This is a genomic window from Sphingobium yanoikuyae, assembly GCF_034424525.1.
GTDB classification, from domain to species: Bacteria; Pseudomonadota; Alphaproteobacteria; order Sphingomonadales; family Sphingomonadaceae; genus Sphingobium; species Sphingobium yanoikuyae.
On sequence record NZ_CP139979.1, the window covers coordinates 4,217,596 to 4,235,466 of the forward strand.

Consider the following 17,871-nt stretch of genomic DNA (forward strand, 5'->3'; position numbering starts at 1 on the left):
CCACGTGGAACATCGCACTATCAGCCATCACTCGCGCAAATTTCACTTACTTCCCGATACAGAATCCCGAGAAGAGACGGTCGAGCATATCCTCGGTCCCCGCCTGCCCGGTCAACGCATCGATCGTCCGCCGACCCAGGCGCAATTCCTCCGCCAGCACCAGCAGGTCGCGAGCCTGTCCTGCGGCGAGCAGATGATCGTGCAGTTGGCGTACGCCGTCCCGCTGCCGCGCGTGCAGGGCATAGTCGCCCTCGCCCGGCAGCAGCGTCGCCGCCCGATCGAGCAGCATCGTCACGAGCGCGTCCACCCCCTCACCCGTCCGCGCCGACAGACGCAGACCGGGCCGGTCGGAACCGTACAGCGCGACATCGCTCTGCGCCGCGATCAGCAGCGCATCCTCGCGCGGTGCCTCGGCCGGGTCGCCCAGCCACAGGATGATGTCCGCCGCCTCCAGCGCCGCCCGTGCGCGATCGATGCCGATCGCCTCGATCGCGTCGCCGGTCTCGTCGCGCAGCCCGGCCGTGTCGGTGAACAGGAAAGCGGTGCCGCCGATCGAAGCGGGCACCTCGATCCGGTCGCGGGTGGTGCCGGCAATGTCGGACACGATCGCCGCCTCGCGTCCCACCAACCGGTTGAGCAAGGTCGACTTGCCGGCATTGGGCGGCCCAGCCAGCACCACCCGGATACCGTCGCGCAGCCGCTCGGCAGAAGGTGCGGATATCAGTGCGCCGACATCATCCGCCAGTGCCATCACCCCCTGCCCGATCCGCGCCTCGATATCGGCGTCGGGGACATCATCCTCGTCGGAGAAGTCGAGCGCCGCTTCGGCCATCGCCGACAGATCGAGCAGCCGCATCCGCCAGCCGTCGATCCGCTGCGAGAAATGGCCCTCCATCATCGCCAGCGCTGCCCGCCGCTGCTGCTGCGTCTCGGCCGCCAGCAGGTCAGCCAGTCCCTCCACCTCGTTCAGGTCCATGCGGCCATGGGCGAAGGCGCGGCGGGTGAATTCGCCCGCAGTTGCGCGGCGCAACTCTGGCATCGCGCCCAGTGCTGCCTCGACCGCTGCGATCACCGCCCGGCCGCCATGGCAATGCAATTCGGCCATATCCTCGCCCGTCACCGTACGCGGCCCCGGCAACCACAAGAGCAACGCCCGGTCGAGCGGCGCGCCATCGCGCGGATCGCTCAGCAGCGCCAGGCTCGCCATGCGGGGGGTGGGCAGTCGCCCGGCCAGCGCCTGCAGCGCATTGCCCGCCATCGGGCCGCTGACGCGCACCACGCCAATCCCCGCCGGCGGCGCACCGCTCGACAGGGCGAAGATCGTCTCGCTCACTTAATCCTTCTTGTCGCCATTCTTGCCCGCCATGCCGGACAGGCCGATATCCATCATCTGCTTGAACAGGCGCACGCCGGCATCGCCCATTGGCGAGAAGCTCTTGAACAGAGTCTCCATCTGCTCGACGCTGCCGATGCCGTCCATGCTGTCCAGCATCGTCTTGATATATTTGTCGTGGATGGGGCTGACGTCCGGCAGGCCCAGAAAGGCGCGCGCCTCGGCCGGGGTGCAATCCACGTCGACGGTCACTTTCATCTGCTGCCCTTCCCTGTCGCGGTCATCCGCCTGTCGCTCCATCTCATGCCGCAAACAGGCCGGCGATGGCAAATTTTTTGGGCGTGACAGCGCGCTTGCGCCCCTCGCCCAAGGCGCCAATATGCGCCTCGACCAACAGACTCCCCAAGGCGGAAGGATATCCCATGGCAGACTATATTCCGATCAAGACGCTGGAAGGCGACGGCCAGTTCGACGCCTATGTCGCCACGCCCGACAGCCCGGCCAAGGCGGCGATCATCGTCATCCAGGAAATTTTCGGCGTCAATGAAGGCATCCGCCGCAAATGCGACAGCTGGGCCCGCGCCGGTTATCTGGCGATCGCGCCCGACCTGTTCTGGCGCATCGATCCGCATATCGAGCTGGACGCTGACATCCCCGAGCAGATGCAGCAGGCGCTCGACTATATCCCCCGCTTCAACCAGGATCAGGGCGTCCGCGATATCGAGGCGACGATCCGCGCCGCGCGCGCGATGCTGGAAGGCCCGGCCAAGGTCGGCGTCGTCGGCTATTGCCTGGGCGGCCGCGTTGCCTTCATGACCGCCTGCCGCACCGATGGCGATGCCTTTGTCGGCTATTATGGCGTGGGCATCGACGGGCTGCTGGGCGAACAACATGCCATCGGCAAGCCGACCATGCTGCATATCCCGACCAATGACGGCTTCGTCCCCGCCGACGTTCAGGCCAAGATGCATGACGGGCTGAAGGACAACCGCCACGTCACCCTGCATGATTATGAAGGGCTGGATCATGGCTTCGCCGCCGAGATGGGCGATCGCCGGGTCGAGGAAGCCGCCCAGCTGGCCGACCGTCGCACCGCCGACTTCTTCGCGCAGGCGCTCGCCTGATGTCGGGTGATGCATACCGGATGATCGTCCGGGCCCATGGCGGGCCCGAGACGATCGAGCGCGAGAATTTCGATCCGGGCACGCCCGGCGAAGGCGAGGTCCTGATCGCGCAGGATGCGGTCGGCCTCAACTTCATCGACACCTATTATCGCACCGGCCTCTACCCCGCCCCCCTGCCCCTGACGCTGGGATCGGAAGGTGCAGGCCATGTCGTTGCGGTTGGTGCGGGCGTCAGTGGCATTGCCGTGGGGGACAAGGTCGGCTGCGCGGCGGGCCTGGGCGCCTATGCCACCCACCGCATCGTCCCGGCCGATCGGGTCGTGCGCATCCCCGATGCGGTCAGCACGCGCGATGCCGCCGCGATGATGCTCAAGGGCATGACCGCCTGTTATCTGGCGGAGGACATGATCGACCTGCTGCCCGGCGATGTCGCCTTGGTTCATGCCGCCGCGGGCGGCGTGGGATCGGTGCTGGTGCCCTGGCTGCGCGACAAGGGCGTGGTCGTGATCGCCCATAGCGGATCGCCGGAAAAGGCGGCCAAAGTCGATGCCGACCACAGCCTGTCCGGCCCGCTCGACGATCTGGTGGCACAGGTGCGCGACCTGACCGACGGCAAGGGCGTCGCCGTCGCCTATGATGGCGTCGGCAAGGATAGCTGGGCCGCATCACTCGCCAGCCTGCGCCGCCGCGGCCTGCTGGTCAGCTATGGCAATGCGTCGGGTGCCGTCCCGCCGATCAGCCTGCTCGATCTCAGCCGCAATGGCTCGCTCTATGTCAGCCGCCCGACCCTGTTCGACTATGTCGCGACGGCGGAAGAACTGGCCAACACCGCCGAACGCCTGTTCGACCGTATGGCACGCGGGATCGTGTCAGCGCAGATCGGCCAGAGCTTCGCTCTCGCCGACGCTGCGGACGCCCATCGCGCATTGGAAGGGCGCCAGACGACCGGCAGCACCATCCTGATCCCCTAAGCCTCTGGTTGATCTGCATAATCCTATCAGGGACGGCATTTGCACATGCCGTCCCTTTTTTTGTGCAGGCGGTCTGCCCGCCCTTCCCTATTGATCGCCATTTGCAGTATCCGACAGGAGATGCAGCCGTCCCGGAAGAACAAGAACATGCCCCGATTGGCCAAGCTGATCCTGCTGCCATGGTGGACCGTGCAGCTGGCGACCGGCGCCAAATCTTTTCTCGACAATCCGCTGATCGGTTCGTCCCGGCTCAATGCGCTGGGCCTCCATGTCGGGCGCGTCAGGCTCGCCCAATGGATGACAGCCCGTCGTCGCTCGCGTCTCGCCGCAAATCTCTCCGCAGCCGATCGTCATGCCTTTGATCGCGACGGTTTCATCGAGATTCGCGACTTCCTGCCGCCGGAGCAGTTTGCTGCCCTGCGCGAGCAGATTGCAGCCTATCAGGCTGTTCCACGTGAAATGGCACAGGGCCATACCATCACCCGCCGTTACGCACTGGACGGGGCTGCACGGCGCGCCATGCCCGCTATGGCCCGCTTTCTCGATCATCCCCGCTGGCGTGCGCTGGCGCGCTATGCCGCCGGCTTCAACGTCGAGCCGCTGATCTACATCCAGACCATTCTCACCCATCGGCGGGACGGCGCGCCCGATCCGCAGACCCAACTGCACGCCGATACCTTCCATCCCGCGATGAAGGCCTGGCTGTTCCTGGAGGATGTCCCGGCCGAAGGCGGCCCCTTCACCTATGTGCCCGGATCGCATCGCTTGACCCCCGCGCGCGCGGCCTGGGAGAAACAGCGCAGCCTGACAGCGCGTGATGGCGATTGCCGCCTGTCGGCGCGCGGATCGCTGCGGATCGACGAAGCGGAACTGGCCGGTCTTGGCCTCCCCCCGCCGCGCCAGTTTCCGGTCCCTGCCAACACATTGGTGATCGCCGACACATTCGGCTTCCATGCGCGCGGAGAAGCGGCACAGCGTTCCACCCGCGTCGAACTCTGGGCCTATGGCCGGCGCAACCCCTTCCGCCCGCTGGTGGGGCTCGACATTTGGAGCCTGCCCGGCATCACCGAACGGCGCATCAACCTGCGCTGGGGGCTGCGCGATGCCGTGGCGCGCTGGATCGGCCACCCCTGGCGGCACGCAGGCATGAAAAGGCCCGCCGACGACTGAGCGTGGGCGGGCCGATTGGGATAGCGTCGATCAGATCGATCAGAAGAGCGTCAATATGCCGACCGACCGGTCCATGATGCCGTCATAGATCATCGAGCAGGCAACATAGACGATCACCGCCAGGCCCAGATAGGCCAGCCAGCGGAAGCGCTCGATATATTTGGCGATGATGTTCGCCGCGATGCCCATCATCGCCACCGACAGGATCAGGCCGATGATCAGGATGCCGGGATGTTCCCGCGCCGCACCGGCCACGGCCAGCACATTGTCCAGGCTCATGCTGACGTCGGCGATCGCCACCGACCAAGCGGCGGCGGCAAAGCTCTTGGCCGGGCGCACGCCCGATACATCGTCGTCGCTCGGATCATCAGGCGTATGCGCGCCGGCATTGGGGCGCAATTCGCGCCACATCTTCCAGCTGACCCACAGCAGCAACAGGCCGCCGGCCAGGATCAGGCCGACAATCTGCATCAGCTGGCTGACCACCAGCGCGAAGCCGATGCGCAGCACCAGCGCGGCGATGATGCCGATCAGGATGACCTGCTGGCGCTGCTTGGGCGGCAGGCCGGCGGCCAGCGCGCCGACGACGATCGCATTGTCGCCCGCCAGCAGGATATCGATCATCAACACCTGGCCGAAGGCGGCTAGGGCGCTGGGCGTCCCGATATTGCTGAAGTCGTTGACGATATGCTGCCAGATATCCGCCGGGGAACCGAGCCCCTGGGCGGCCGAAGCGGCGGTGGCGATAAGGTCGAGCATGACGGCCTAACGTCCCTGTATGTGAAAATGAAGAAAGCCGGACCATATACATGGCCCGGCTCTCACCGCAAAATATATGGCAGGGTGGCCGCACATCCGTGCAGCCGCCGCCGCGCTTACTGGTTCATGGTCGCGAAGAAATCCTCGTTGGTCTTGGAATCCTTCATCTTGTCGAGCAGGAATTCCATCGCGTCGACCGTGCCCATCTGCATGAGGATGCGGCGCAGCACCCACATCTTGCTGAGCGTCGGCTTCTCGACCAGCAGCTCTTCCTTGCGGGTGCCGGACTTGCCGACGTCCAGCGCCGGGAAGATGCGCTTGTCCGCAACCTTGCGGTCCAGCACGATTTCCGAGTTACCGGTGCCCTTGAACTCTTCGAAGATGACTTCGTCCATGCGGCTGCCGGTGTCGATCAGCGCGGTCGCGATGATCGAGAGCGAGCCGCCCTCCTCGATGTTGCGCGCGGCGCCGAAGAAGCGCTTCGGGCGCTGCAGCGCGTTGGCGTCGACACCGCCGGTCAGCACCTTGCCCGACGAGGGCACGACGGTGTTGTAGGCGCGGCCGAGGCGAGTGATCGAGTCGAGCAGGATGACGACATCCTTCTTGTGCTCGACCAGACGCTTGGCCTTCTCGATCACCATTTCAGCGACCTGGACGTGGCGGGTGGCAGGCTCGTCGAAGGTCGAGGAGACGACCTCGCCCTTCACGCTGCGCTGCATGTCGGTGACTTCTTCCGGACGCTCGTCGATCAGCAGGACGATCAGGAAGACTTCGGGATGATTGTCGGTGATGGCCTTGGCGATGTTCTGCAGCATCACCGTCTTGCCGACGCGCGGCGGCGCGACGATCAGCGTACGCTGGCCCTTGCCCTGCGGCGAGACGATGTCGATGACGCGGGCCGACTTGTCCTTGATGGTCGGGTCCAGCGTGTCGAGGCGCAGCTTCTGCTCGGGATAGAGCGGGGTCAGGTTGTCGAAATTGACGCGATGGCGGACGACGTCCGGATCATCGAAATTGACCGACAGCAGCTTGGTCAGGGCGAAATAGCGCTCGCCATCCTTGGGCGCGCGGATCTCGCCCTCGACCGTGTCGCCGGTGCGCAGGCCGAAGCGACGGACCTGATTGGGCGAGACATAGATGTCGTCGGGACCAGCGAGGAAATTCGCCTCCGGGCTGCGCAGGAAGCCGAAGCCGTCCGGCAGCACCTCGATCGTGCCCTCACCCATGATCTGCGCGCCATTTTCGGCCTCGGCCTTCAGGATGGCGAACATCAGATCCTGCTTGCGCAGGGTCGATGCGCCCTCGACGCCCAGTTCTTCCGCCATGGTGACGAGGTCGGCGGGAACTGTCTTCTTGAGGTCCTTGAGATGCATTGCGAGTCGGTCCGATGGAGTGAGGGATAGAATAGCCGGGTAAGAAAGGAGATTTTGCCCGGTCAATGTCTCGGGAAAGCCTCGCGCCGGACGGGCGAGGGGAATAGTCGGCGTTTAGCGAGCGCCCGGCCCTCAAGTCAAGCGAGGACATTTCCCTATTCCGCCTGAAATCATGGGCGATCCGGGGATTTTCGACAGGTGGTGCCCCATCTGCGGCGATGGACGACATATCCTGCCCCATGATATGATGAGACATAAAATATCGGAAGGATGAGGAAATGCGTTATTTCCGTGCCCTGATGGCGATCGCCACGGGCGCGCTCACCGCGCTGCCACTCGCCGCGCAGGATAGCCCCCCGCTCGATCCCGACATACCCCCCACCGTCGTCCGCACCGGCCCCTCGCTCGACGACCGCGTCACCATTCCCATCAATATCGACGGCAAGGGGCCGTGGAACTTCGTGATCGACACCGGCTCGCAGCGCACGGTCATCGCCCGCGACCTGGCCGACCGGCTCGCCCTGCCCAATCGGCGGATCGTCACCATCCTCAGCATGACCGGCAAGGCGGAGGTGCCGACCGTCGCCGTGCCCCGGCTCGGCTTCGGCGCGACCACGGTGGACGATATAGAGGCACCGGTGCTGAATGGCGAGCATCTTGGCGCCGCCGGCCTGCTCGGCCTCGACAGCCTGCATGCCAAGCGGGTGCTGCTCAATTTCCGCACTGGCCGGATGGAGATCAGCGAAAGCCGCCGCCTGGCCCCGCGCGATCCCGACGCGATCATCGTCGAGGCGCGCCGGCGCAAGGGGCAGCTGATCCTGCTCGATTCCGACGTCAACGGGATGAAGGTGAACATCATCCTGGATACGGGCGCCAATTTCAGCGTCGGCAATCTGGCACTGCGCGACAAGCTGGTCCGCAAGAAGCGCGCGCCCGCACTGCTGCAGGCCAGCCTGATCAGCGTGACCGGCGACACGCTGACCGGCGATGTCGGGCGACTGGATTTCGTGCGCATGGGCCGGGTCAAGCTGACCGGCGTGCCGGTGCTGTTCGCCGAGGCCAGCCCCTTTGCCGAGCTGGGCCTGGCCGACAAGCCGGCGCTGATGCTGGGGATGAACGCACTGCGGCTGTTCGACCGGGTGGCGATCGACTTCGGCCGGGGCAAGGTGGATTTCCTGCTGCCCGATACCGGCGCGCTCGATCCGGTCCGGCTGGCGGCCTCAGCGCCCCGTCAGGGACGCTGAGGCACGGGATCAGGGATTTTCGGGTCGCTGCTGCTGGGCCGGCTGGCGCTGGCGCGGCGTGCGGCCCAGCACATTGTCGATCCACTGCTGGTCCAGGCGCGGCGGCGCCGGGCGATCGGCCGGATCGGGCTGGGCCGCCTCCTCGCCATCCTCCGCCTCGCTGCCGGCCGGCCGGGCGCGGTCGATCGGCAGGCCATTTTCATCGACCATCATGCCGCCTTCCATGCCGTTATCCGGCTGGCCGTAATAGGCTTCCTCGTCCGGCTCCAGCTGCCATTCCGGCAGGGTGACCTGGGTCTCGAACTGCTCCACCGGCCGCTTGGCGACGGCGACCTTCATATAATCGGCGAAGGCGTGGGCGGGTGCGCGACCGCCATAGAGCGAAGGCACCGCCTTGGCGTCATCGCGACCAACCCAGACGCCAGTGGTGATGCCGCTGGAAAAGCCCAGGAACCAGCCATCCTTGCCACTGTTGGTGGTGCCGGTCTTGCCCGCGACCGGGCGACCGATCTGCGCCGCCCTGCCGGTGCCGGTGCTGACCGCGGTCTGCATCAGGTCGGTCATGCCCGCCGCGACCCAGGGCGCCACCAGCACGCGGCTGGTATCGTCCTGATGCTGGTAGAGCATCCGTCCATCGGCAGTCGTCACCTTGGTGATGCCATAGGGGGTCACCGCCACGCCCTTGCGCGCGATCGAGGCAAAGGCGCGGGTCATGTCGATCAGCCGCACATCCGACGTGCCCAGCACCATCGAGGGGTGGGTGTTGATCGGCGTGGTGATGCCGAAGCGGCGCGCCATGTCGGCGACGGTCGGGAAGCCGACCTCCACGCCCAGCTTCGCCGCGACCGTGTTGATCGAATAGGCAAAGGCGGTGCGGATATCGATCGCGCCGGCAAAGCGGCCATTGCTGTTGCGCGGGCTCCAGCCATTGATCGTCACCGGCTCGTCGGTAACGCCGGTATCGGGCGTATAGCCCGCCTCCAGCGCCGCCATGTAGACGAAGATCTTCCAGGCCGAGCCGGGCTGGCGCACGGCGGTCGTCGCGCGGTTATAGTTGGACGTCACATAGTCGAGCCCGCCGACCATGGCGCGCACTGCCCCATCGCGGTCCAGGCTGACCAGCGCGCCCTGCATGCCGTTCGACACGTTTGCCTTCACTGCAGCGGTCGCCGCATTCTGCATGCCAAGGTCGATGGTGGTATAGACTTCCAGCGGCTCATTGGGCTCGTCGATCAGCGTGTCGAGCTGCGGCAGCGCCCAGTCGGTGAAATAGCGCACGCTGTTCTGCGGCGGCTCGGGCGCCATGCGCACGCCGTCCAGATTGGCATTGGCATGATCGGTAGCGCTGATCTTGCCATTTTCCTGCATCAGGTCGAGCACCACCCCGGCGCGGCCGATCGCGGCCTCGGCATCGGCGGTGGGGGAATAGCTGGACGGCGCCTTCACCAGGCCGGCGATGATCGCCGCCTCGGGCAGGTCCAGGCTCTGCGCGGGATGGCCGAAGAATTTGCGGCTGGCAGCGTCGATGCCATAGGCCCCGCCGCCGAAATAGACCTTGTTGAGATAGAGTTCCAGGATCTGCTGCTTGGAGAATTTGCGCTCCAGCGCCATCGCCAGCACCATCTCGCGGACCTTGCGGCCCCAGCTATAGCTGTTGTTGAGGAAGATGTTGCGCGCGACCTGCTGGGTGATGGTCGAGGCACCCTGCCAGCGCCGGCCGCTGCCGCGCCGTTCCAGCGCGACCCAGGCCGCGCGTGCCATGCCGACCGGATCGACGCCGGGGTGCATGTAGAAACGGCGATCCTCCGTCGACACCATCGCATCGACCATGACCGAGGGGATCTGGTCATAGCTCAGCCAGCGGCCGAAGCTCGGCCCCAGGGAAACGATGACCGATCCGTCCGCCGCATGGACGCGGATCATCTGGCCATTGGGGGAGGATTTGAGGCTGTTATAGTCGGGCAGCGACTGCATCGCGATGAACACGGCCACGCCGATCGCGACCAGACCGGCAAAGGCGCCGACCAGACCGATCTTGAGCCCGCGCACCAGCCATTTCTTCGCCTTGCCCGGCGCCTTCTTGCTCTTGTCAGATCGTGCCATTTGCCGCCCCGGATACGCGCTATTACCGGCCCGGACCAGCGCAAATCAGGGCGCTCGTCCGGAAAACTCCCCGGTCTGTAAGGATGATGCGGCTTTACCCGCGATGAATATTCTCGGTGGAGGTCCGAACAAGCCGGGGCGGGCAGGACATACTGCCCCCGCTCCGCAGCGGTCCGTCCCTCTGTCGTTCCTATTCCGCGTCGTCGCGCGACTTGAAATCCAGCGACGCGCTGTTCATGCAGTAACGCAGGCCGTTGACGCCGGGGCCGTCAGGGAAGACATGGCCCAGATGGCCCTCGCAGGTGGCACAGCGCACCTCGGTGCGGATCATGCCATGGCTGGCGTCGCGAATTTCCTCGACCGCGTCGATATCGACCGGCGCGGTGAAGCTGGGCCAGCCCGACCCGCTGTCATATTTTTCCTCGGCATCGAACAGCTCCGCGCCGCAGCCGGCGCAATAATAGACGCCGTCAGCCTTGTTGCTGTTATATTTGCCGGTGAAGGCCCGTTCGGTGCCCGCTTCGCGCAGCACATGATATTGTTCGGGGGAAAGGCGCGCACGCCATTCGGCTTCGCTCAGGTCCAGCTTTTCCATGGCCGCAATATGGCGTCCGCCGAAGCCCTTATCAAGTCCGCGATCAGGCCCGCTCGCGCGCCGCCTGTCGGGCGATCGCCAGCAGCTCGTGCCGCACCAGCAGATCGCCCAGCCCCTTGCCGCCGCGGCTGGACCGTTCGGCCTGGGCCAGACGCTGGATGACGCGGGCGATGCCGGTCGCGTCCCACAGCCGCACCTGGCGGGTGACCAGCCCCTTCTCCTTCCAGAAGACCGCCTTGCCGGCCGATTCCACCGCCGCCTCCAGCCGCCCGCTGCTGTCGAAATCGGCGCGGATATTGGCGATCAGCATGGCACGGGTCAGCAGCGGCCGGATCACCGACGCCATGGCCGCGCCGATCTCCGCCAGATTGTTGAGTTCCTTGTGCATCGCCCTGAGGTCACCGCCCAGCACCGCATTGACCAGCGGCGCGGCATCGGAATCGGGATTGTCGGCCGACAGCGCGTCCAGCGCCTCCGCCGTCGCCTCACGCGGCTGTTCCGGCGCGGCGTCGAGATAGAGGACCAGCTTCTCGATCTCGATTCCCATCAGCGCCCGGTCGCCATTGGCCAGGTCGACGATGCGGCGCGCCAGTTCCTGCGGCAGACGCAGGCCGTTCTCGCGCGCGGTCGCCATCGCGATCTGCTCCGCCTCGCGGGCATCGGGCTGATAGGAGATGAAGGCCATGCAGCCCTTGTGGTCGAGCGCCAGCTTGACCAGCTTCGACGTCGCCTTAAGCGCGCCGGCGATCGCGATCACCGGATTGCCCGCCGCCTCCGCCTCCAGCAACGCCGTCACCGCCGGCAACGATTCGTCGCCCATGCCGTTGATCCGCACCCAGCGCTTGTCGCCGAACATGGAGAAGGACGCCGCTTCGTCCGCCAGCCGTGCCGGATCCTCGCGCAGCGTGGCCACGTCCAGATCAACCCGCTCGGCCCCCGGCCCCATCGCCCGCTCCAGCCGCCTGGCAAGCGCGGTGCTGCCCGCCTCGTCAGGACCGTAGAGCAGGAAGAAGCGGATATCCGACGGCGGCGCGTCGAGCGCCTTTTCTATCTGGCCGCGATTGGCTTTCACTGGCCGGTCGACGCCGCCGGCGATGGGGCCGACGATGGCGCCGCCTGGGCGCCTTCCTTGCGCGTCGCATACAGCGCCAGGCGGGTGACGATCTGGTCGGCGACGATCTCCGACAGCCGCTCCAGCGCCGTGTCTTCGGCCGCGATCGTCGCATATTCGCTCGACGTCGCGTTGATGCCGGCATCCGACCCGGCGCTGTCGTCCAGCACCTGCGCGCCGGTCGCTTCATCGATCAGCTGATAGCGCGCCCGCAGCGTACGCCGCTCACGGGTGATGGCCGCGTCGGACCGCAGACCGAAACCGCTGATCTGGTCGTCCAGCTTCACCACCAGCTTGTAGCTGGGGCCGGAACCATTGCTGATCGCGCCAAGCCGGTCGTTGAGGGCGTTGCGCATCAGCCAGCCGCCCTTGCCCGCAATATCCTGCACTTCGACATGGCCCAGCCCCTGCGCCACCGCGCCATGGCTACCGCCGCCATAGACCGGGCGCAGCCCGCAAGCGGTGAGAAGAGTCAGGGCGACGAGGGGAAGGATGCGCTTCATGGGCATGATCCTTATCCCGTCACCCCGCCCTTGTCGAACCAAAGGTCGGGGTGACGGGCACAGGTCAGATGACCAGATTGACCAGACGATCGGGCACCACGATCACCTTCTTGGGGGTGGCGCCATCCAGCGTGCGAACGACGTTCGGCGCGGCCAGTGCCAGCTTTTCCAGTTCATCCTTGGGCGTGCCCTTGGGCACGGTGATGGTGTCGCGCAGCTTGCCCATCACCTGGCAGGCGATGGTCACTTCATCCTCGACCAGCAGTGCCGGATCGACCGCCGGCCAGGCGGCTTCGGCGATCAGGCCCGGCTGCGCCATCTCGGCCCAGCCCTCTTCGGCCAGATGCGGGGTCATCGGCGCGACCAGCAGCGCCAGCGCGCGGATCGCCGCGGTACGGCTGGCCGACGGCTTGGCCTTCTCGATCGCGTTCACCAGCTCATAGATCTTGGCGACGGCCTTGTTGAAGCCCAGCGCCTCGATATCCTTGGAAACGCCGTCGATCGTCTGGTGCAGCTTGCGGTCCAGGGCCTTGTCCTGGCCCTCTGCCGCCGCATCGGCTTCGCCGAACAGGCGCCAGACGCGGTTGACGAAGCGCCAGCTGCCCTCGATGCCAGCCTCGGTCCAGGGCAGGTCGCGCTCGGGCGGGCTGTCCGACAGCATGAACCAGCGCACGGCGTCGGCGCCATATTGTTCGATGATGTCATCGGGATCGACGACATTCTTCTTCGACTTGGACATCTTCTCGACGCGGCCGACTTCGACCTCAATACCACCGCCAAGAGTATAGACTTTCCCGTCACGGCGTTCGATTTCAGCCGGAGAAAGAAACTGGGTCGTTCCGTTAACCGGCGTAATTTCTACGCCATCAACAACCATTTTCGGCTTTTCGATCTTGTAAGTCTCGTGCGTCACCATGCCCTGGGTGAACAGGCCGGTGAAGGGCTCGGCAAAGCCCAGCTGGCCCATATGCTGCAGCGCGCGGGTCCAGAAACGGGCGTAGAGAAGATGCAGGATCGCATGTTCCACGCCGCCAATATATTGGCCGACCGGCAGCCACTGCTCGACGGTCGCACGATCGAACGGCTTGTCGTCGGGCTGGCTGGCGAAGCGGATGAAATACCAGCTCGAATCCGCGAAGGTGTCGAGCGTGTCGGTCTCGCGCCGCGCCGCCTTGCCGCAGGTGGGGCAATCGACATGCTTCCAGGTCGGATGGCGGTCCAGCGGGTTGCCGGGAATGTCGAAGGTCACATCCTCGGGCAGCGTCACCGGCAGCTGGTCCTTGGGCACGCCCACCACGCCGCAATCATCGCAATGGATGACCGGGATCGGGGTGCCCCAGTAACGCTGGCGCGACACGCCCCAGTCGCGCAGGCGGAACACGGTCTTGCCCGCGCCCCAGCCTTCACCCTCGGCGCGCGCGATGACGGCGGCCTTGGCGGCTTCGACCGCCATGCCGTCCAGGAAGCGCGAGTTCACCAGATGGCCGGGGCCCGTATAGGCCTCGTCATGGATCGGCTTGTCGGCTTCGCCATCCAGCGCGACGACGCGCTCGACCGGCAGCATATATTTGCGCGCGAAGTCGAGGTCGCGCTGGTCATGCGCGGGCACGCCCATGACGGCCCCGGTGCCATAGTCCATCAGCACGAAATTGGCGATGAAGACGGGCAGGTGCCATTCCGGATCGAACGGATGCGCGACCGTCAGGCCGGTGTCGAAGCCCAGCTTCTCCGCCGTTTCCAGCTCGGCGGCGGTGGTGCCGCCTTCCTTGCACTTCTCGATGAAGGCAACGGCATCGGGATTGTTCGCGGCAACGGCCTGCGCGACCGGATGGTCGGCGGCGATCGCGACGAAGCTGGCGCCGAAGATGGTGTCGGGGCGGGTCGAATAGACCTCGATCTCGCTGTCGAACGGCGCGACCGGCTTGAAGCTGAACTGCAGGCCGACCGACTTGCCGATCCAGTTTTCCTGCATCAGGCGCACCTTGTCGGGCCACTGGTCGAGCGTATTGAGGCCCTCCAGCAGATCGTCGGCAAACTGGGTGATCTTGAGGAACCACTGGTTGAGCTTGCGCTTCTCGACCAGCGCGCCCGAACGCCAGCCGCGCCCGTCGATCACCTGCTCGTTCGCCAGCACGGTCATGTCGACCGGATCCCAGTTGACCTGGCTTTCCTTGCGATAGACCAGGCCTGATTCCAGCATGTCCAAGAACAGCGCCTGTTCATGGCCATAATAATCCGGCTCGCAGGTGGCGAGTTCGCGACTCCAGTCGATCGCGAAACCCAGCTTCTTCAGCTGCGCGCGCATATTGGCGATGTTCGACCGGGTCCATTCGCCCGGATGCACCTTCTTTTCCATCGCCGCATTTTCGGCCGGCATGCCGAACGCGTCCCAGCCCATCGGATGCAGCACTTCATGGCCGGTCATCCGGCGGAAGCGTGCCAGCACGTCGCCCATCGAGTAGTTGCGGACATGACCGATATGGATGCGCCCCGACGGATAGGGGAACATCTCCAGCACGTAGCTGCGCGGCTTCGTCGAGGCATCGTCCGCCTTGAAGCTCTGCTTCTCGTCCCAGACGGCCTGCCAGCGGGCGTCGGCCTCCAGCGGGTTGAAGCGCCTTTGCATGTCATGTCCTTACAAATGCAAGCGGGCTGGGCTCTGTGAAAGCCCAGCCCCGATGGTTTGAAAACAGGGCGTTACCGTATCAGTCGCGCCCGAAAGGGGTGGTTCAGCCGATCGCCATGCGGCGCAGGTCGCGCGCCTTGGTCAGGATGATCTCTTCCAGCTTCTGCACCGTCGCGGCCTGCACCGGGGCATCGACCCACTGGCCATTCTGGTTGACCTGACGGCTGGCGGCCACGCGCAGCGCGTCGGCGCGCAGATCCTGGTCCAGGATCGACACGGTGACCTTCATCCGCTCACTCGGCGTGTTGGGATTGGTATACCAGTCGGTGACGATGACGCCGCCGTTGGAATCGGTCTGCACCATCGGCATGAAGGACAGCGTGTCCAGGCTGGCGCGCCACAGATAGGCGTTGACGCCGATGGTGGTGACCTTCGACGCGGCCAGATCGGCCTTGGGCCGTTCCTTCGCGCCGCCCCCGCATGCGGCAAGCGGCAGGAGCGCAGCCAGCAGAAGACCGGAGGAAAGGGTAACGGGAAGGCGACGGACCATCAGGCATGTCCTAGCTTGAAAAAGACGAAAAACGCCCCGCTTCTATAGTCGACGCGCGCCATTGGGCAAGGGGGCGCGCGGGTCCGACACGCCACGGATCGTCGCAACCCGTCCTCGGAGTCTGTGTGCTCTGTGCAACAGCTCAGACAAAAAGCGGATAGCGCCTCTGGTCAATGGCGCTTTTTGGTGTCTAATGCGTCTTGAAAAATAACCGGTGGGGAAGAGATTCGAATCATGCGCGTGAAACGGGGACATTTGGCATTGGCAGGCTCGGCGATCGCCGTTGCTGGCTTCATGCTGTCGCCCGCTTTTGGCGCCGCAACCGATCTCGTCCGCATGCGTGAGGAAGCCCCGGTGTCGCTCGGCGCGCTGGGCAGCATTTCCTCCTTCACCCCCACGACCAAGGATTCGCGCCTGGCTGCGGCCTATGCGAAGATCGCCGCCTCGGCCGGTCGCCAGAATTTCCGCTTCACGCCGACCAGCGGTTCGCTCAGCGGCCAGCGCTCGATCACCGTCATGGTCCGCGCCAGCGACGTCGATCGCGTTGCCGCCAACCGCTCGGTGGTGCCGGTCAACATCGCGCCCGTCAGCTTCAGCCTGAACGGCGAGCATGGCTGGCGCAAGTTCGCCCTGCCGGAAAATACCGGCCGCAAGGCGCTGGACCCGGTGCCGGTCGAAACCATGGTCGATGCGAAGAATTTCTCGCTGGATGACGGCAAGAAGGATCGCTTCAGCACCAAGGTGCTGTTGGAAAGCCGTCGCGAGCCGACGGCGACCGTCCGCAACCCGAGCGCGGACAAGGATTATTCGCTGGATCTGGCCAGCTCCTATTCGCTGACCCGCAACCTGAACGTGACGGCGGGCATCCGCTACAACAACAGCGTGGCCGGCCGCCTGACCCCGATGACCGACGAGCGCCAGGACAACCAGGCCGTCTATCTGGGCACCATCTTCAAATTCTGATCGCCTGAAAAGGCAGGGATACGGACGATAGGCATCGCCTGATGCCGATCGCTCCAACGCGTCAACAGTAACTGCCGCCACCCTTGGCGCAGAGCATGACCGGCTCCGTCTCGATCAGGCGCAATGACTGCACCATGTCGGCGGTGCCCTGCTTATATTTCAGGAAATGCGGTGTCTTGAGATGCGCCTGATAGGCCGCGTTACTGGCATAGACTTCCAGCAGGCGGATGCTGGCAGGCTTCCCGGCGATCGCCACCGCCGACAGCGACAGCACGCCCGGCTCCTGCGCCACCGATGCGGCAATCTCCTCGCGCAGATAGGCCTTATACTGCTCGATCTGCGCCGGATCGATCTCCAGCTCCGCGATCCGCACGATCGGCCTATCCGGGGCGGCCTGCGCCCTCGCCTGCCGCCCGGCCCCGACGCCCAGCATGAAGGCGGCCAGCGTCAATGCGCCCATCGCCGCCTTACCCCTGCGCATCGTCGAACAGCTTACGGGCGATCCCCAGCGCCGTCATCGCCGGCGGCCAGCCGGCATAGAAGGCCAGATGGGTGATGGTCGCGATGATCTCCTCGCGCGTCAGCCCATTGTCCAGTGCCCGCTGCAGGTGAAAGGGCAGCTCATTGCCGCGATAGAGCGAGATGAGGCTGGTGATGGTGATGAGGCTGCGGTCGCGCGGCGACAGTGCCGGATCGGCCCAGACTTCGCCGAACAGGGTCTTGTCGGTCATTTCCGCCAGATGAGGCGCCAGATCGCCAAAGGATCGGCGCGCGTCAGTGGGTTCGGTCATGTTGGGTCTCCGCAAAATGGACGGCGTCTCTCCAACCTACCCGACTTATCCACAGGCTATTAGGCCCGTATCCGCGCTAGGCCCCATGACCCGGATTCATATATCATCGGTCAATCCATCGATCGCCGCCCAGCCCGCCGCGCCGATCCCGCGCAGCATATGCCGGTGCTTTACCCTGACCCCGCCCAGCGCGATCACGGGGGCCTTCGCCTGCCGCGCGAGCGCCGCAAAACCGATCCGCCCCAGCGCCCCGGCGCCGGGATGCGACCGGGTCGGGAACAGCGGCGACAGGAAGACCAGGTCAGCCGACCGTGCCACCACGACCTCCCGCCGGTCATGCGCCGCCAGGCTGTGGATAAGTCTGTGGAAATTTTTCGACCCATCCCGCCCATGCCAGCCATCCGCGCGCCAGGCCGCCGCCGTCCGCGCGTCCCCCGCCAGCATCAGCACCAGCCGCCGCTGCCGCGCAATCGCCCGCAACGCCTCGAACAGCGCGCGTCGTTTCACCGCTTCGGTATGATAATGGCGAAAGACGATTCCCGCGCGCCCGCATGGCAAGCGCGCCGCCGCCGCCAGCAACGACGCATCCTCCACCCGCTCATCGGTCATCAGCCAGAGGCCGGGCAGCTTTTTGCGGTGGCGGGCGTGCATGGCC

At 65.6% G+C, this 17,871-nt stretch carries 18 protein-coding genes; 5 read left to right on the top strand and 13 right to left on the bottom strand.

Features of this window, described 5'->3' with window-relative positions; all coding sequences use genetic code 11:
* Positions 1–46 precede the first annotated feature (46 nt).
* Both mnmE and U0025_RS19475 read right to left on the bottom strand, forming a co-directional pair.
* Positions 47–1,333: a tRNA uridine-5-carboxymethylaminomethyl(34) synthesis GTPase MnmE gene (gene mnmE / locus U0025_RS19470; protein WP_004209165.1), complete on the bottom strand. Its 1,287-nt coding sequence runs from the start codon at positions 1,331–1,333 to the stop codon at positions 47–49.
* Entirely contained in the window at positions 1,334–1,591 is a 258-nt protein-coding gene (locus tag U0025_RS19475; protein WP_004209166.1) for a DUF6489 family protein, read from the bottom strand.
* A gap of 164 nt (positions 1,592–1,755) precedes the next feature.
* Here U0025_RS19475 and U0025_RS19480 point away from each other — a divergent pair, with 164 nt between their 5' ends.
* The 3 genes from U0025_RS19480 (at position 1,756) to U0025_RS19490 (ending at position 4,598) form a co-directional block, all read left to right on the top strand.
* Positions 1,756–2,457, top strand: coding sequence for a dienelactone hydrolase family protein (locus U0025_RS19480; protein ID WP_004209167.1), 702 nt, complete (start codon positions 1,756–1,758; stop codon positions 2,455–2,457).
* Entirely contained in the window at positions 2,457–3,428 is a 972-nt protein-coding gene (locus tag U0025_RS19485; RefSeq protein WP_004209168.1) for a quinone oxidoreductase family protein, read from the top strand. Before U0025_RS19480 ends, U0025_RS19485 begins: the two co-directional genes overlap by 1 nt.
* Positions 3,429–3,575: 147 nt before the next feature.
* A complete protein-coding gene (locus tag U0025_RS19490; RefSeq protein ID WP_037491839.1) occupies positions 3,576–4,598 on the top strand; it encodes a phytanoyl-CoA dioxygenase family protein in 1,023 nt (340 codons plus the stop codon).
* Between the two features lie 39 nt (positions 4,599–4,637).
* Here the strand turns inward: U0025_RS19490 and U0025_RS19495 are convergent, their stop codons facing one another.
* Together U0025_RS19495 and rho are read right to left on the bottom strand one after the other, a co-directional pair.
* Complete coding sequence (locus tag U0025_RS19495; protein WP_004209170.1) at positions 4,638–5,357, bottom strand: YjbE family putative metal transport protein; 720 nt, start codon at positions 5,355–5,357, stop codon at positions 4,638–4,640.
* 116 nt (positions 5,358–5,473) lie between these two features.
* Entirely contained in the window at positions 5,474–6,730 is a 1,257-nt protein-coding gene (rho, locus tag U0025_RS19500) for a transcription termination factor Rho (RefSeq protein ID WP_004209171.1), read from the bottom strand.
* Positions 6,731–7,008: 278 nt separating this feature from the next.
* Here rho and U0025_RS19505 point away from each other — a divergent pair, with 278 nt between their 5' ends.
* Complete coding sequence (locus tag U0025_RS19505) at positions 7,009–7,974, top strand: retroviral-like aspartic protease family protein (protein WP_004209172.1); 966 nt, start codon at positions 7,009–7,011, stop codon at positions 7,972–7,974.
* Positions 7,975–7,983: 9 nt separating this feature from the next.
* Here U0025_RS19505 and U0025_RS19510 read toward each other — a convergent pair whose 3' ends face one another.
* The 6 genes from U0025_RS19510 to U0025_RS19535 all read right to left on the bottom strand — a co-directional run bounded on the left by U0025_RS19510 (position 7,984) and on the right by U0025_RS19535 (position 15,462).
* A complete protein-coding gene (locus tag U0025_RS19510) occupies positions 7,984–10,077 on the bottom strand; it encodes a transglycosylase domain-containing protein (RefSeq protein WP_004209173.1) in 2,094 nt (697 codons plus the stop codon).
* 190 nt (positions 10,078–10,267) lie between these two features.
* On the bottom strand, positions 10,268–10,672 hold the full coding sequence (gene msrB / locus U0025_RS19515; RefSeq protein WP_004209174.1) for a peptide-methionine (R)-S-oxide reductase MsrB: 405 nt from the start codon (positions 10,670–10,672) through the stop codon (positions 10,268–10,270).
* Between the two features lie 43 nt (positions 10,673–10,715).
* Complete coding sequence (gene holA, locus U0025_RS19520; protein ID WP_004209175.1) at positions 10,716–11,744, bottom strand: DNA polymerase III subunit delta; 1,029 nt, start codon at positions 11,742–11,744, stop codon at positions 10,716–10,718.
* Positions 11,741–12,286 (bottom strand): LPS assembly lipoprotein LptE, encoded by a 546-nt coding sequence (gene lptE / locus U0025_RS19525; protein ID WP_004209176.1) that lies wholly within the window; start codon positions 12,284–12,286, stop codon positions 11,741–11,743. Before lptE ends, holA begins: the two co-directional genes overlap by 4 nt.
* A gap of 64 nt (positions 12,287–12,350) precedes the next feature.
* On the bottom strand, positions 12,351–14,912 hold the full coding sequence (gene leuS / locus U0025_RS19530) for a leucine--tRNA ligase (RefSeq protein ID WP_004209177.1): 2,562 nt from the start codon (positions 14,910–14,912) through the stop codon (positions 12,351–12,353).
* Positions 14,913–15,015: 103 nt separating this feature from the next.
* The gene (locus tag U0025_RS19535; protein ID WP_004209178.1) at positions 15,016–15,462 is read right to left on the bottom strand and encodes a DUF3576 domain-containing protein; all 447 of its coding nucleotides are present in this window, start codon (positions 15,460–15,462) and stop codon (positions 15,016–15,018) included.
* Between the two features lie 234 nt (positions 15,463–15,696).
* On the opposite strand from U0025_RS19535, the gene U0025_RS19540 reads away from it, so the two are divergent.
* Positions 15,697–16,425 carry a hypothetical protein gene (locus tag U0025_RS19540; RefSeq protein ID WP_004209179.1) on the top strand — a complete coding sequence of 243 codons (729 nt, stop codon included), beginning with the start codon at positions 15,697–15,699 and terminating at the stop codon, positions 16,423–16,425.
* Between the two features lie 61 nt (positions 16,426–16,486).
* Here U0025_RS19540 and U0025_RS19545 read toward each other — a convergent pair whose 3' ends face one another.
* From U0025_RS19545 to U0025_RS19555, 3 genes are all read right to left on the bottom strand, one after another.
* Positions 16,487–16,906: a putative quinol monooxygenase gene (locus U0025_RS19545; protein ID WP_254792266.1), complete on the bottom strand. Its 420-nt coding sequence runs from the start codon at positions 16,904–16,906 to the stop codon at positions 16,487–16,489.
* On the bottom strand, positions 16,893–17,216 hold the full coding sequence (locus U0025_RS19550; protein WP_004209181.1) for a carboxymuconolactone decarboxylase family protein: 324 nt from the start codon (positions 17,214–17,216) through the stop codon (positions 16,893–16,895). The genes U0025_RS19545 and U0025_RS19550 overlap by 14 nt, the downstream gene beginning before the upstream one ends.
* A 96-nt stretch (positions 17,217–17,312) precedes the next feature.
* Positions 17,313–17,867 (bottom strand): thiamine phosphate synthase, encoded by a 555-nt coding sequence (locus tag U0025_RS19555; RefSeq protein ID WP_004209182.1) that lies wholly within the window; start codon positions 17,865–17,867, stop codon positions 17,313–17,315.
* Positions 17,868–17,871: the final 4 nt, after the last annotated feature.

Bases quoted from the DNA above. Each gene is read 5' to 3' on its own strand.
- U0025_RS19505 (WP_004209172.1), top strand. From the start codon at position 7,009: ATGCGTTATTTCCGTGCCCTGATGGCGATCGCCACGGGCGCGCTCACC.
- U0025_RS19510 (WP_004209173.1), bottom strand. From the start codon at position 10,077: ATGGCACGATCTGACAAGAGCAAGAAGGCGCCGGGCAAGGCGAAGAAA.
- U0025_RS19550 (WP_004209181.1), bottom strand. From the start codon at position 17,216: ATGACCGAACCCACTGACGCGCGCCGATCCTTTGGCGATCTGGCGCCT.
- U0025_RS19475 (WP_004209166.1), bottom strand. From the start codon at position 1,591: ATGAAAGTGACCGTCGACGTGGATTGCACCCCGGCCGAGGCGCGCGCC.
- msrB (WP_004209174.1), bottom strand. From the start codon at position 10,672: ATGGAAAAGCTGGACCTGAGCGAAGCCGAATGGCGTGCGCGCCTTTCC.
- U0025_RS19490 (WP_037491839.1), top strand. From the start codon at position 3,576: ATGCCCCGATTGGCCAAGCTGATCCTGCTGCCATGGTGGACCGTGCAG.
- U0025_RS19480 (WP_004209167.1), top strand. From the start codon at position 1,756: ATGGCAGACTATATTCCGATCAAGACGCTGGAAGGCGACGGCCAGTTC.
- U0025_RS19535 (WP_004209178.1), bottom strand. From the start codon at position 15,462: ATGGTCCGTCGCCTTCCCGTTACCCTTTCCTCCGGTCTTCTGCTGGCT.
- leuS (WP_004209177.1), bottom strand. From the start codon at position 14,912: ATGCAAAGGCGCTTCAACCCGCTGGAGGCCGACGCCCGCTGGCAGGCC.
- lptE (WP_004209176.1), bottom strand. From the start codon at position 12,286: ATGAAGCGCATCCTTCCCCTCGTCGCCCTGACTCTTCTCACCGCTTGC.
- U0025_RS19555 (WP_004209182.1), bottom strand. From the start codon at position 17,867: ATGCACGCCCGCCACCGCAAAAAGCTGCCCGGCCTCTGGCTGATGACC.
- U0025_RS19485 (WP_004209168.1), top strand. From the start codon at position 2,457: ATGTCGGGTGATGCATACCGGATGATCGTCCGGGCCCATGGCGGGCCC.
- rho (WP_004209171.1), bottom strand. From the start codon at position 6,730: ATGCATCTCAAGGACCTCAAGAAGACAGTTCCCGCCGACCTCGTCACC.
- U0025_RS19495 (WP_004209170.1), bottom strand. From the start codon at position 5,357: ATGCTCGACCTTATCGCCACCGCCGCTTCGGCCGCCCAGGGGCTCGGT.
- U0025_RS19540 (WP_004209179.1), top strand. From the start codon at position 15,697: ATGCGCGTGAAACGGGGACATTTGGCATTGGCAGGCTCGGCGATCGCC.
- U0025_RS19545 (WP_254792266.1), bottom strand. From the start codon at position 16,906: ATGCGCAGGGGTAAGGCGGCGATGGGCGCATTGACGCTGGCCGCCTTC.